The sequence below is a fragment of the Methanooceanicella nereidis genome, assembly GCF_021023085.1.
Taxonomy (GTDB): domain Archaea; phylum Halobacteriota; class Methanocellia; order Methanocellales; family Methanocellaceae; genus Methanooceanicella; species Methanooceanicella nereidis.
On record NZ_PGCK01000006.1, the window covers coordinates 97,386 to 112,492 of the forward strand.

Sequence of the window (15,107 nt, forward strand, 5' to 3'; positions counted from 1 at the left end):
TTATGTATTGTTAAAATGGGTGTGTTTTTGTGGTTGATTTTAGAAAGTTATTAGGCAAAGAAGTAATTGCACCTGAAACTGAACCAATAAAAATTTTCGAAAAATTAGATAAAGCAAGCACGGTAGATGGACTAAGGCCTGCACAGCAGCAAATATTGGAAGAATGGGTCAGCAAATATCAAGATAAAAGAGATATCATCGTTAAATTACCCACAGGATATGGAAAAACCCTTATTGGTCTAATAATATTGCAATCACTTCTAAACCAAAAAAAAGGACCTGCTGTTTATTTATGTCCTACGACATATCTTGTTGATCAAACATTAGCACAAGCAGAAACTTTTGGTATAAAAACTACCGAAATTGGCGCTGATAACAGACTGCCCATCGATTTTAAAAATTCGGAAGCAATTTTAGTCACAACTTGTAGTAAAATGATAAATGGTAAAACCATATTTGGAGTTAGCGGATCTGGCAGAGAAGAAATTGAGATTGGGGCTATTGTTATTGATGATGCGCATAAATGTCTTGAGATGATTAGACAATCATATACGATTCATATTAAAAAATATAATAATCCAGAGATTAATCGTATAAATAAGGTTTATTCTGGTTTAATGGGACTTTTCGAGTCAGCACTTTTTACTCAATCGCCAGGTAAATATGCAGATATTAAAAAGGGTAAAACAGATAGCTTCATGGCCGTTCCGCATTGGATATGGTCAGATAATATAAAATCAGTTGTTGAACTTTTAAGTACCTATAAAGACGCCTATAAAGATGATGGTAATGAGGAGCATAAAAATTTATTTTTTACATGGGATTTAATTAAAGATTGTATAAGAGATTGTACCTGTGTAATTTCTGGCAATGATATCGAAATTTCTCCACGCCTTATACCTATTGCAAAAATTCCTGCTTTTAAAAATGCAAATAAAAGATTTTTTATGTCGGCTACGCTTACAGAGGATGCATTTTTAGTTAAGGATTTAGGAATTGATCCGGATAGCGTAAAAAATCCATTAACAGATAATAAATTGACTTATAGTGGGGAAAGATTAGTGCTATTACCCACAAGAATAAATGCTGATTTAGATAAAGAAACATTGATTAGATGGGTATCTAATTTAACAAGAGCTAATGGACATTTTGGAACCGTAGCAATCGTACCATCCGGTATAAAAGCTATGAAATGGGAGGAAAAGGGAGCAAAAACAACAATTGCGAAGTATTTAACATCGAATGTTAATATTTTAAATGAAGATGTTAAAAAGAAAGTTGCAAAGTATGTGTTAGTTTTGCTAAATGCATATGATGGCATAGATTTGGCGGATTCTAAGTGCAGAGTTTTAGTATTGGATTCTCTACCATCTTATGATGCATTAATCGATAGATATACACAATACATACGACCAAAATCTAAATTTACAAAACGTCTGCTCGCTCAAAGAATTGAACAAGGGATGGGTAGAGCAATTCGTGGTCCAAATGATTGGTGTATACTCATAGTAATAGGAAACGATATTACTGAATTCTTTTCCGAAAAAAATAAAATAAAATATTTGTCAAATGAAGCTCAAAAACAAATAGAAATTGGAGAACAATTAATATCCATAATTAAAGCAGAGGGCGGCACACTTTTAAAAATACAAGAGATTGTACTTCAATCACTGAATAGAGACCCAAGTTTAAAAGAATATTATAAACAACAAATGAGCCAGATTAACATAAAAGAGTCTGAAAGTAATGAATATCTAAATAACGCTTTAAGCGAAAGAGATGCAGAATTACATTATTTGAATGGTAAAATTAGAATTGCGGTTGATATTGTACAAAATCTTCACGACAATTCGGATAACTACGACGATAAAGGCTGGTATTTACAGTTAAAATCCATATATTTATATGAATCAGATAAAACGAGAGCTATGGATGCCCAATTAAGAGCTTTTGAGAAAAATAATAATCTTTTTAGACCACCATCCGGTGTAAAATATTCGAAAATATCTAAGGGTAGGCCAAGGGCCGTCAATATTAAAGAGTTCATTAAAGAACATGATACAATTATTTCGTTAATAATTAATGTTGGAAACATTCTTGACCAAGTTAGTTTTAGTAATAATAGTGATAACTTTGAAGAAGGTATCAAACAAGTGGGTAGGCTATTAGGTTTTGAGTCTCAAAGACCAGATAAAGAATCAGGTTGCGGACCAGATAATCTTTGGCAATTAGATCTTAATCATTATTGGGTTATTGAATGTAAAAATGAAGTAGATGGAAGAGATTTTGTGTCAAAGAACGAAGTTGGACAGATGCATAATAGTATCTCATGGTTTAAAGTAAACTACGAGGGAAGCAATTTTATTCCTCTTTTTATTCATCCTGCGACATTTATAGATAAGAACACAGAACTACTAGATCCTATATATGTTATTGATGAGTCATCGATAGAATCACTAAAGAGGAATATAAGCGGTTTTTATAAATCACTACCGTCACTTGAAGATAAATCGGAAAAATTCATTCTTGAACGCTTAGTTGAATACAACCTAGATAATAATTCGTTAAATAAGTACTTTACACGTTTAAAACATAAAAAATAATCTTTTTTACAAAATGGTGAAATATATGCCCGACGATAAGGACATTGAAAAATGGCTCAGGATAACTGGCTGGGAAGGAACTATCAGCATTAGCGTAAATCAGCAGCTATGCGATTATACATCACAATACGACATTTCCATAGACGAATCATATAAGGCTTCGGTAAAGCTCGAAGGCGGTCTGTGCGAAGGCTCGGACTCGATGTTCGTATGGAAAGGCAATCTCGAGAACATCACCGGCAGCGTTAACGATGTGATCACAGGTCCCGACTATACATCCCTTGCGGACATATTTATAGTACTGGGGAAAGCGCTGGAGAGCGGAGGCAAAGGCGAAGGCCCCGCAGATTTTCCAAAGCACCCTTTCAAAATATCCTTTAATGGAAGCACTGTTGAAAAAGAAAAATATTCTGCAAGCCTTTCCGTAGATATAGATGATGATACGTATACCCTATACGCTCCGCAGGTAGGCATCATTACCGAGCACTCGGCGCCGAATGCGGAAATAGGAAAGGACGAGAAGGAACAAAAGATCATCTATGTCGAAGAGCCGGACTTATTTAACGCAGGAAAAAACGAATACAGGAAACTTCCAGGGCCGGGAGCGACCATCAAAGGAAGCTTTGAAGGGCCGGCACATTTACCCCACATACCTTTCGGGTCGGCAACGCAGATAAAAGCCCGCATCGAATGGGAACTTACCCCGGTAGAAGAAAAGATCTATGAGCTAAAATATACCGCAGAAAAGAAGGATATGAAGGCTACGCACGGATCATTAAAGTCGTTTAAGAGCGTTTCAGGTATCACTACTCTGGCAGTAGACCCGGATGAAATATCTCCAATAACTCTGGCAGTGCACGGGAATAACCGCATTAAGGTCTTAAAGAAAGGCAAGGACGTAAGCTCGAAATATCGTGTTTTCAGGCTCTGGCGAGTATGGGACGCAAAGATAGACCCGGCCACCATGGAGCGGACAGGCAATTACAGTATGAGCTCCGGTGGATATTATACACACGGCCCGAGAGAATACATGCAGGATACAAATGTTATTGATAGCCGGGGGAAGAACATCTGGACAGACTGTCCCGGCATAATGACGCTTAGCGCCCCGTTCCACGAACGCAACTTACTGGAATTCCTGGTGGGAGTGAATGACCATCCCGAATGGGGAGGGCTATACCTGATCACGATAATAGACATCACAGCAGACAGGTATAGAGTAAGGCTATACGAGCCTAAGACCATGAACATGAAGGAATGGAACAGTAAGATCTCTGATAAAAACATGAAAAAAATGGCCAACGATAACGGGCCGGAGATGGACGAAAACAGGAATAACGGCCTGATATATGATTCTTGGAAGGACAAGAACCGCGAAAAGGCTTTTAAAGCATATGCTGACATTGTTTCCAGGCTTCATTAAAATAGCTTTGAAGGAACAATGTCCCAATTTTACTTTTTTATTATTTAATACAGTATAGACAGTACAAATATCCGGCTAAAAATTTTTTTTATCTTTCTCCAATATTGAGATGATATTTTTATGGTTGTGCCTGACGGATGGCAGGTAGGCACGTAATTTCACAGAAACACAGAACCACAAAAATTTTTATACGATTTTTTAAGGACACAAAAAGCACCAAAATCTACTCACCAAACCACGAATACTCAAGTATCACCGTCAACGCACAAACACCTCTAACGCCCGGCTCAACGCACTAACCTCTCCAAGTCACCAACGCTAAAACAAAGCCCGAGCATTCCCAAAAACACTAAATTTTAACTGCACGGTCGACGCTTACACGATCAATATACCTGGTAAGGGATCAGGGATACACAAACTGGGATATTGAACTTTAGTGTTATTAGAGAATGTTCGGGCTTTGTTTTAGCGTTAGTGACTTAGAGCACTTCGAGCATTAAGCCGTGCATTTGAGACTTTAGTGCGTTGACGGTGATACTGGAGCATTTGTGGTTTTTGTGAGTGAACATTTGAGATTTCGTGACCTTAAAAAATCATATAAAAAAATTTGTGTTTCTGCGTTTCTGTGAGGTTACGTGCCTACCTGCCATCCGACAGGCACAACCAAAAAAACATCTTCCGAAAAAACCGAAGCACATATTTTAATGTTGAGATACAGTACAGGTTACAATTATGCATTTATCGACTAATAGAAACTTATATATTTACTTTTAACTTATAATAAAAACCTATTACATCACCCTTTAAAATACCAAAACAGATGATGAATACTTAAAATATTGTGGTTTGATATCTTGAAAACATCATTAAAATATTTACTTATACTGATATTGATAGGAGCTTTAGTATCGGTCAGCGGATGCACCGCGACACCGACAGCAACGCCGACAGCTACACCCACAGCTACACCCACAGCAACGCCGGAACCGACAGAGACACCCTCGCCGACAACAACGCCGACACCACAGCCGACAGTTGAACCATCAGGCATTATCCAGGGATCAAACGAGCCCAGAATATTCCAGGCAGATTACCCCCTGGGTACCTACTCCGTAGACTGGCCTGGTAAAGGCGAAACCCCGTTCATACTCATAAGATCTTACTTTTTAGTAGAACATGACATGGACCGTATGAAGTGTTACAATACAGGCTTATTGGTCATCGTAGTTCTTAAGCCGGGCATGACGGCCGATTTGAATGACGTATCGTTAGAAGCTGTGATAGACGGTAAAAAACACACGTTCGGCTCTGATATACTGGGTATCCGGACAATGGAGAACGGCTACATATTGTTAGAGATGGAAAACATTCTTGACGAGAACACATCAAGTCTGACCTTTGTCAAAGTACGATACCACGGGTCAAGGCTTGATGCAATGCCTACGGCCTCTGCAGTTTAGCCGGATTATAAGATACGTCATAACTTAAAAATTAAAAAGTGGAGCAACTTCTCCGCCTTTTTTTCATATTTAAGTTTTAGGTAAAAAATTCGCAAACAATATACTGTCTTAATATTGATCGCAAGATAAGTAAAACAGGTACAAAGCAGTATATGGAACTGGAAAATACTACTGTTTTGCATGGAACAATATTTACCATATCATCGGCATCATTAACAGGAAATGTAAACAAAAAATAACGTGAAGATAAAGTAATTTAATAATACCAGATCATCACTTAGTTAATACGCAAATTTATAATTTATATTATCAAAAGTAATACTCAGACATCATTATAATAAAAATAGATTTTATGTAAAATTAACAAATAAAAATATTTTTTATAATGATATTTATGTAGTTCATAATCATAAAAATTTAAATATTATAAGATATTTAAAACTTTAAAATAGGTCAATAGATATTCTGGTAAATAAAATTCCGAATGACCTCATTAAATATTAGAGTAAAAATGGGGGGCAATAAATATTAAAAGATATACTTTAGTATTAACCATATTATTTTTCAGTTGTATCATATTCAGCACACAGGCATTGGCTATGATAGATTATCAATCTCCAAGTACCTATATCGTAAATGATGATATTCGCGGCTGGTATCATGGTTACATAATCCTTCATGCGTTTGATGACACAGGTGTTGCAAATATTACTTATCGTGTCGATTCCGGGACTGCGACAGTAGTCGCTGGTGATGACGCTACCGTCAGTATGACTGACGGTTATCATACGCTGGAATACTGGAGTATCGATCTGGCCGGACATGAGGAAACCCACCACAGCGTTAATGTAAGATCCGACAGAACGGACCCGTCTACCAGTATTTCGCCGCCTACGGCCTACGGGTGGTACAAAGGAGAAATAATCCTGAACGCAACGGACAATTTATCCGGAGTCTATAATATCTCATACAGGATCGATTCAGGAATTACTCGTACGATCTCGGGCAGTTCCGGTCCTGTAAATTACCCGAAAGATGGTACTTATACGCTGGAATACTGGAGTACCGATATGGCGGGTAATGAGGAGTCCCGAAAAAGCGCAACGATAAAGGTTGATAACACTGCTCCCGTAACGGATGTTTATAAACCTATTGGTTATAATGGCTGGTTCGTGGACCAGATATACATTTATGCAGATGATAATAGCGGATGCGGTGTGGCAAATATCTCTTACCGGATCGATAATGGGCCTGTGGTAGTAGTTAATGGTAGCACGGCCATTTTGAATGTGCCTGACGGCATCTACAGCCTGGAATATTGGGGTACGGACAAGGTCGGAAATGTAGAATACTCACACGGTGAAACCATAAAGAAGGATACCCAGGACCCGGTAACCTCTTTAGATCCGCCCACGGGAAATGATAGCTGGTATATTATCCAGCCGAGGTTAAAAGCTTCTGATAACTTATCCGGTATATACAGGCTTTATTACATGATCGATTCAGGTAGCTGGAATTGGACCGGTCCTACTATCCGTATTGATGTGCCGGACGGTAGCCATACGCTGAAATACTATAGTGTGGATATAGCAGGTAACAGGGAAGGCACGCATACCGCTGCCTTTAAACAAGATCTGAATGAACCGAGGACTACTGCATTATTTTCGGGGACTACTGGCAATAACGGATGGTATACCAGCGATGTTTCCGCAACGCTTACTGCCGATGACGGAGGCGGTTCATGGGTCACGAATATAAGCTACTATCTGGACTCTGCGCCCGCTCAGACCGTAAACGGTAACAGAGTCACGGTGGATATAAAAGGAACAGGAATTCATACTCTGGGCTACTGGAGTAATGATATTGCCGGTAATACTGAATATAAAAACATCTCTACGATAAAAATAGACAATATCGCCCCCACAACTTCAGTGTCCGCTTCGGACGGCAACAATGGCTGGTATACCGGCCCCGTCATACTAACGGCATCAGATAATGTATCGGGGATCGCGAATATCTCCTACAGGATCGATTCCGGGCCGGTAATGAACGTTTCTGCCAGTTCGGCTACTGTTAATGTACCTGACGGTTCTCATACGTTATATTACTGGAGCACTGACATGGCCGGAAATGTTGAAAGCGAGAAAAGCGTAGCGATAAAAGCAGACCTTAGTGCTCCTGTGACATCCGTTTCCGCTCCGGACGGCAACAATGGCTGGTATACAGGGCCTCTGACTCTCTCTGCAAATGATACTGTGTCCGGTGTATTGAATTTAACTTACCGGCTCGACTCAGGTTCCCCTATAGAGATCACTGGCAGTTCAGTAATATTAAATTTGCAGGATGGCGCTCACACTCTTGAATACTGGAGCGCTGATAAAGCAGGGAATGTAGAAGTCCATCAAAATAAAGTGGTCAATGTCGATAAGCGTGCGCCGGTGACCTCTGTCTCAGCTCCTGACGGCGATAATGGCTGGTATATTGGTCCGCTTACCCTGACCGCGTCTGACCATCCAGGTATGGACGGAATATTGTATTCGGATGTAGCCAGTATTTTCTATCAGGTGGATTCGGGAGCCGTACAGAGGTATAATGGCAGTTCATTAACTATATCCATCCCTGACGGGACACATACTCTAAGCTATTGGAGTGTGGATAATTCAGGGAATGTTGAGAGTACTATTAACACTACTGTGAAAGTTGATACGGTATTGCCGTCTGTTTTCTGGGCTGCGAACTCTACCCCTAACGCATACGGATGGTACAATCATGACGTGCTGATCGAGTTTACGCCGGTCGTAGGCATATCGGGCGTCCAATCAATTATTCCGGGGAGTGAACTGGTATTGACATCATCCTCAAACCCGATAACATGCACGGTCACTGACGGCGCAGGCCGTACGGCGAACGTTACGACTGATGCGATCTACATTGACAAGGTCATCCCGACGATAACTGCATTCACGACACCTGCCGATCCAAATACGAATGGCTGGTTCAACACAAGCGTCACCGTCAACTTCACCGCTACAAACGGACCTTCCGGCATTGATACCATGATCGGAAATACTACGCTCACGGGTGAAGGGGCCGATCAAAAGGTAACTGGAACCGTAACCAGCAGATCGGGCAACACAAACAGTACGACGGCCAGTATAAACATTGATATGACGGAGCCCGTAATATCGTGCAGCCTTGAAGGCCATCTATCCGATAAGGGATGGTTCGACTCTGACGTTCAGGTCACCCTGACATCGACAGACATATTGTCCGGCGTGAACAAGACTGAGTACAGCATGGACGGCATCAACTGGAATAACTATACGGGACCTTTCAAGATCGCATTAGGCAAACAGATGTATGTCTATTACAGGTCAGCCGATAATGCGGGGAATACAGCGACAGGAGAACAATTCATTTTCTTCCCGCCGGTCAGTATAAGCATGAGCTTAGTCCAGGGTACAACAGGACCTACAGCTACGCCGACACCAGAGCCGTCGGTAACGGTGTCGCCTGTCCCGACAGCTACACCGTCCCCTGTATCTTCAGTAACGGCTACGCCCTCGCCTGAACCTACAGCGACAGAGCAGGCCGGACCTGTCGATCTGACGATGCTGTCGTTACTGATAGCGCTGGCAGTTGCCGGACTGGGAGCTGTGTACTTCCTGTTCATGAGAAAGTAATATAAAAAGGGGGTCTGAAAAGCCCCCGAGTTTTCTTTTTTATCCTGACTATCTATTCCTATACTGGAGAGTGGCACTATTGTCAGGTCACGTGTTGATGCCGGTAAAGCAGCCTTGAACAGGATAGGTAACTAAATCCAAAGGAACATACATCAAAAGAAAAAAGATCATTGAGGCTCAGTAGTTTCGGTGTGTGTATGTACTGGTTGGTTTTTAGTGGGTGTTCCCATGAATAACTTTTTGATGGTCATTGTAAAGACGTGCATGTAATAATCATTATGGGATCGGTGTTCTGCCGTTGTGCCTGTCGGATGGCAGGTAGGCACGTAATTTCACAGAAACACAGAACCACAAAAATTTTTTATATGATTTTTTAAGGTCACAAAAAACGCTAAAGTTCACTCACTAAACCTCTAAGGCTCCAGTATCACCGTCAACGCTCTAACACCTCTAACGCCCGGCTCAACGCTCGAAGTGCTCTAAGTCACCAACGCTAAAACAAGGCACGAATATTCTCCAAAACACTAAAGTTTAACTGCACGGTTGACGCTTAAACGACTATGATATCTGTTATAGGTCAGGTGAACACAGACCGGGATATTATACTTTAGTGGTTTGGGGAATGTTCGGGCTTTGTTTTAGCGTTAGTGACTTGGAGAGGTTAGTGCGTTGAGCCGGGCGTTAGAGGTGTTTGTGCGTTGACGGTGATACTTGCGTATTCGTGGTTTGGTGAGTAAATTTTTAGCGTTTTTGTGCCCTTAAAAATCATATAAAAAAATTTGTGTTTCCGTGTTTCTGTGAGGTTACGTGCCTACCTGCCATCCGACAGGCATAGCCACAAAAGCTTCATATCAGATATCATTGAGTAAGACACGTTTTTTATTCTTAAAACCTGAGTAAGACCCCGCTCATCCAAAATTTTTTGTTTTTGTGGTTGGTTGTAGCAAGTGGTGTTGTTTGATGGTGTTTTTATGAAAACAACAAAAAACAACAAAAACCAGGACAAACCCCACCAAAACTACTGAAGCTCCAGCCCGAAATTCTTCACTTCTTTAGATAGAGCCGCAATTACCCCGGTCAGGAATATCAGTACGCCGCACGTGACAAATAAACCTTCTAGGCTAATCTTTATCAGAACGCCCGATAATGCCTGAGATATCGGCACAAGCCCGGTCGATGCGAAGATCGTCAGGCTCATCAGCCTCCCCATCATATCTGGAGGCGTATTTTTCTGCAGCATCGTTATGATGACTATGCCGAGATAACCGTTGAACATCCCGAGTACGAACACTATGCCGGAGCAAACCCAGGTAGAGGTCATAAAACCTGTGATGGCAAGGCCTATGCCGAACACGCAGATGACGCCTGAAGCGATGAGCCCGATATTTTGCGGCTTGATCTTTATTACTCCTGATCCGATCAAGCCTATCAGGTTACCAAGGCCATGGGCGGACATGATTATCCCGAAAGCAGCCGCGCCCTCTATTAGCCTGCTGTTCGCGATAGTCGGTATTCCCACTAGGAAGGGGCCGACGAACAAGAAATTTACCGCAGACAGTATGAGGAACATATAGAGTATTTTCGGAGTACCGATAACGAAGTTTATGCCTTCCCTGATCGATGACAGGATCTCGGTCATGCCTGTCGCAGAAGCCTGCGGTACGCTTACCTTCATAAGCCATAGCGATACGATCGAGATCAGGTATGTGAGCGCGTCGAAAGCGAAAGCGGCCCCGACACCCACCATTGCCGCGGAATTGCCGCCCAGTGCCATAGAACTATTCGCGAATAAAGCTATTAATCCTCCGGCAAGAAGGGGCCCAATGAAAACGCTTATCTGGGCGGTGCCCTGTATGATGGAGTTACCGACCATCAGCTCTTCGCTTTTCACGATACGCGGCACCATGGATCCGGAAGCAGGAAGGAAAAAGCCCGATACGATACCGAATGCCAGCGATATAGCATATAGCATCCACATCTGGATGCTGCCCGTCAACACCATAGCGGCAAGCATTGCGACGAGCAGGAAACGGAGAATGTCGGAGATGAGCATTACGGTACGCTGTGAGAACCTATCGGTAACAGCGCCGCCGAAGAGCATGAAAACGGCCCTTGGCACCCCTTCGAACGCGAGGACCAGCCCGAGCGCAAGCGGATCGCCGGTCACGAGAAGCACAAGCCATGGAAGAGCGATCATCGTGAACTGGTCGCCTATCAGCGATGTACACTGGCCAAGCCATAATAATAGAAAATTGCGATTACGTAATACGTTTTTTGCCGGACTCCCGACATTCACGTTTTTCTGGCCTAATGAACTATCAAGGCCTTCATTTTGAAACACCATCATATCACCTTTAAATAATTCACTTTTTCCCCATCTTTCTCTCATTCATCCGGCCCTGAAGTTCCAGCATTTTACCGTAATTGACAAGGCTTCCGATAAAAACATAAGGCTTCTTCTCATCGGGAGAGACCTCTCTAAGGCTGGCAGCTTTTTGTCTCAGCTCTGATAAAAATTCCAGGAATTGCCGGTACTGGGCTTCATTCAAATAGCATATCTCCATGTAAAAATCCTGGCCGAAAACATATGAATCGAAAACCTGTCTGGCTTTTTCTGGATCGTCCATTTGCGATTCCAGATAGTCGGTCATATCATGGATCATGTCAAAATTTTCTTTAGATATATCCACGCCAGTACGAAGCAATTCTATCAGGTCATGGTAAAACTTCATTTGCCCTTCAGTGCCCGCCGCGTAATTGGCCTCGACAGCGGTCACCTTCTTTTTGAACTCTTCCGATATCCTGTAGTACTTTGGAGTTATACGTCCTGCGATCTCTTGATCTTTGAAGGCTTCTTTACAGTCGACGATGACGCCTTCCATTTCGGCCAGATGCCTTGAGATCGTCGACTTGCTCTTATGTAAAGTATTACTTATCTCTGTGATATTCAATTCTCCATGGGTAAGCAGCAGCATCAAGATCCTGAATTTTAGCTTATCTTTAAGAAGAGAGATATACTCCAGTTGCTTCTCACCGTTAGAAGATCTGATATTCGGTGTTCCGGATTGTAGTTCTGCGTTATCCATAGTTATCGTATCCATACATGTTTGAGATATAACGTTCTATTTTATGTTAAAAACAAAACGTTCTTTTTATGACTAATAATGTTACGTTATATTTATAGATTGCTGTTCAAATGATACATAGCCAGAAAAATATACCAGTACATTATGGGCTAAACATACCTACATACGCTATCTGGCTACCTACCCTTTTGCCCGATGAAATGAAAGAGATAAAAATAATTGAATACTATTTGTAAATGCAATTTTTAATAGATACGATCTCTGGATCGTAGAGCATAATAATTCCTAAAATAATAAAAATCTTAGTTAAATGTAAAATTTTACCGGATGATAACAGTATGTTCATTTCAAATCTTTATTTTAAATTCATGAGATAAAATTTTTATAAATAAACATTTATGGTTATTAGTCTAGTATTAAATGGTCTTAATATGTCTGATTACCTAAGAGCAGTGAAATGGGGGATTTTCGGCGGGATCATCATCCTATTGGGCCTGTTACTTATTCTTGCTGCAGCATCATTCTCTGATATACTCTCCGAACAGAAAAGATCAGATATTCAATATACCGCAGACGGTAAACTTGTACCAGTACCCGCATCGGAGGATATGTGGGAGTTCATGGCCTGGGCAATATGGGGCATGTTGATCGCACTGATAATACCAATAACAGGCGCAATGACAGTCAGGAATATTCTGCATAAAAGCGCCAATATAAAAGATAGCGTCATCATCTCTGCAATAGCAGGGGTGGTATCGGCCATTACACTTCACACTGGTGACGTCGCGATAAGAATCATAACAATATTTACTAAAAACCCTGAATACTTCGGCGCGTATTGGTCCATTAATGACGAGATATTATGGCAACTAAACATCTACAAAGACGGATTATTAGGTATCATTATCATAGGGATGATATTATCCATTATCGGAGGACTGGCATATATAGCATATTTAAAACTCGCACATAGCGATAACATTATCAATTAAAAATTTTTCAAAAAAACGTTTAAGTATTAATATTTATGACAAATGTGCATCGGGATTATCCTGTTTACGATTTTTTTATCTTTTCCCTGTCTTCCGGATAAGCCACCTGCGGCCTTTTACCTATGAACGACTTATCAATATCCTCAACCAACCCTGTAGCGATCTTTACAGGAATACCGATAGCCATAAAATTTTCCGGCAACCAGCAATTCCCTGTCGGGTCAACTGGCCCGATGAATGCCGCATCCTTCGGCGCCTTCTCCGCCAGTCCTGCAGGGTACGTGGCGAAAGTCGCACAGGAAGGACCCCACGGCTCAAGCACAGAGAAGAACGGGTCTGTACTGTTAAAATGGATCAGGCTGCTCATGTTTCTTATCTGCTCTCCATTACCGAAACACAGGAAAGACCTTACATCGATGTTATCTTCAATATCTTCGCAAGCCTGGATAACAAGATACTTACCGGGCGGCGTTATAGTGCCGACGTTCTCCCTTGTTTTATCGAAGATATCAGGCGATGCCTTAAGGTATTCAGCCGCACCGTCCCGAAACTGGCTGGAACCGGTCGATACAAAATACCTGATAAACGGCGGGGACTTCATAAAACCAAGCCATGCGGAGCCTCCGAAACAGCTTCCCTTTAACGTCTCTTTGCCAATATACAGCGGAGGCATATCATCGTTCACTGCGGCCATAAGCATCGCTTTAGCTACGCACCTATCCGCTTCGGTCGTAGGGATACCACCCTCCGGCACCGTTTCCGAGCCATAGATACATAATGGCCTGACAGTAAGCCTGCCTGCCCTGGCCAAATTCTCTCCTATAATCTTGATCGATATATGAGTCATTATTATGTCCCCATATTTTTAAAGAACGATCGATTAAATAGATTTTACCTTTGAGCAAAATTGTGACGTATAATAATAGTCAGAATATCTTACCATATAAGCGCATAATCAGCGATATTTTCAGAAATAAAATATTATTCATCGGTAAATGAGGCCATAAGCGACCGGATGGTTAAAGCATAATCATGATAATTGATTCTATTGCATTTATAACGATTATACCAGAAGTCTTAAATTAATGAAGGATATACACAATTTCCGATATACCAAAGAGTATTTACATCGTTTACACCTCTAAATAAACCAGATAAAAAATAACCGAACAAAGCCTTAACACTGACTTTAATAATCATAAAGGTCCATACTGATACGAAATAAAGATAATAGATTTGTTCAAGAGGATAGATCACATGCAGGAAAAGATCAAAGAAGTGGCAGAAAGGGTGAGAGAGCTCAGGGATATTCTTAACATCAGCTTAGAGGACATGTCGTCCTACCTCAGGATAAGCCCGGAGAAATACCTGAGATACGAAAAGGGCGAGGAAGACATTCCGGCCAGCATCTTATACGAGATCTCCCACAAGCTCGGCGTGGAGATGAGCATTCTTCTTACGGGCGAAGCGCCGAGGATGCACTATTTCACCGTGACCAGAAAGGGACAGGGAGTTAGCGTCGAAAGGAGGAAGCAGTACAAATACCAGAACCTGGCCTCCAATTTCATCAACAAAAAAGCCGAGCCCTTCATCGTGACGGTGGAGCCGAAGCCCGAAACCTCCGGGATCCAGACCAACTCGCATCCCGGCCAGGAATTCAACTACATTCTGGAAGGCAGCCTCAAGCTGATCATCAAAGATAACGAGTTCATCCTTGAGGAAGGCGATTCCATCTATTTCGATTCGGGCTGCGAACATGCAATGGTAGCCCTCGGGAACAAGCCGGCTCGCTTTTTGGCCATAATCATGGGATAAAACAGGGTATTGAGAGAAAAGAGGTTATAAAGCTGATAAATGGAG

General features: G+C 41.6%; 9 protein-coding genes. 6 read left to right on the top strand and 3 right to left on the bottom strand.

Annotation, left to right across the window (positions count from 1 at the left end; all coding sequences use genetic code 11):
- The first annotated feature begins 29 nt into the window (after positions 1–29).
- The 4 genes from CUJ83_RS15915 to CUJ83_RS08485 all read left to right on the top strand — a co-directional run bounded on the left by CUJ83_RS15915 (position 30) and on the right by CUJ83_RS08485 (position 9,169).
- Entirely contained in the window at positions 30–2,603 is a 2,574-nt protein-coding gene (locus tag CUJ83_RS15915; RefSeq protein WP_230741865.1) for a DEAD/DEAH box helicase, read from the top strand.
- A gap of 25 nt (positions 2,604–2,628) precedes the next feature.
- The gene (locus CUJ83_RS08475; RefSeq protein WP_230741866.1) at positions 2,629–4,026 is read left to right on the top strand and encodes a hypothetical protein; all 1,398 of its coding nucleotides are present in this window, start codon (positions 2,629–2,631) and stop codon (positions 4,024–4,026) included.
- A gap of 854 nt (positions 4,027–4,880) precedes the next feature.
- The gene (locus CUJ83_RS08480; RefSeq protein WP_230741867.1) at positions 4,881–5,486 is read left to right on the top strand and encodes a hypothetical protein; all 606 of its coding nucleotides are present in this window, start codon (positions 4,881–4,883) and stop codon (positions 5,484–5,486) included.
- A gap of 599 nt (positions 5,487–6,085) precedes the next feature.
- Positions 6,086–9,169 (top strand): OmpL47-type beta-barrel domain-containing protein, encoded by a 3,084-nt coding sequence (locus CUJ83_RS08485; protein ID WP_230741868.1) that lies wholly within the window; start codon positions 6,086–6,088, stop codon positions 9,167–9,169.
- 1,018 nt (positions 9,170–10,187) lie between these two features.
- Here the strand turns inward: CUJ83_RS08485 and CUJ83_RS08490 are convergent.
- The gene (locus tag CUJ83_RS08490) at positions 10,188–11,516 is read right to left on the bottom strand and encodes an MFS transporter (protein WP_230741869.1); all 1,329 of its coding nucleotides are present in this window, start codon (positions 11,514–11,516) and stop codon (positions 10,188–10,190) included.
- Between the two features lie 16 nt (positions 11,517–11,532).
- Positions 11,533–12,270 (bottom strand): winged helix-turn-helix domain-containing protein, encoded by a 738-nt coding sequence (locus CUJ83_RS08495; protein WP_230741870.1) that lies wholly within the window; start codon positions 12,268–12,270, stop codon positions 11,533–11,535.
- A gap of 416 nt (positions 12,271–12,686) precedes the next feature.
- On the opposite strand from CUJ83_RS08495, the gene CUJ83_RS08500 reads away from it, so the two are divergent.
- Positions 12,687–13,247 (top strand): hypothetical protein, encoded by a 561-nt coding sequence (locus CUJ83_RS08500; protein ID WP_230741871.1) that lies wholly within the window; start codon positions 12,687–12,689, stop codon positions 13,245–13,247.
- 64 nt (positions 13,248–13,311) lie between these two features.
- Here the strand turns inward: CUJ83_RS08500 and CUJ83_RS08505 are convergent, their stop codons facing one another.
- The gene (locus tag CUJ83_RS08505) at positions 13,312–14,094 is read right to left on the bottom strand and encodes a DUF169 domain-containing protein (protein ID WP_230741872.1); all 783 of its coding nucleotides are present in this window, start codon (positions 14,092–14,094) and stop codon (positions 13,312–13,314) included.
- A 410-nt stretch (positions 14,095–14,504) separates the two neighbouring features.
- Here CUJ83_RS08505 and CUJ83_RS08510 point away from each other — a divergent pair, with 410 nt between their 5' ends.
- Positions 14,505–15,062, top strand: a complete 558-nt coding sequence (locus CUJ83_RS08510) for a cupin domain-containing protein (RefSeq protein WP_369424027.1) — start codon at positions 14,505–14,507, stop codon at positions 15,060–15,062.
- Positions 15,063–15,107 lie beyond the last annotated feature (45 nt).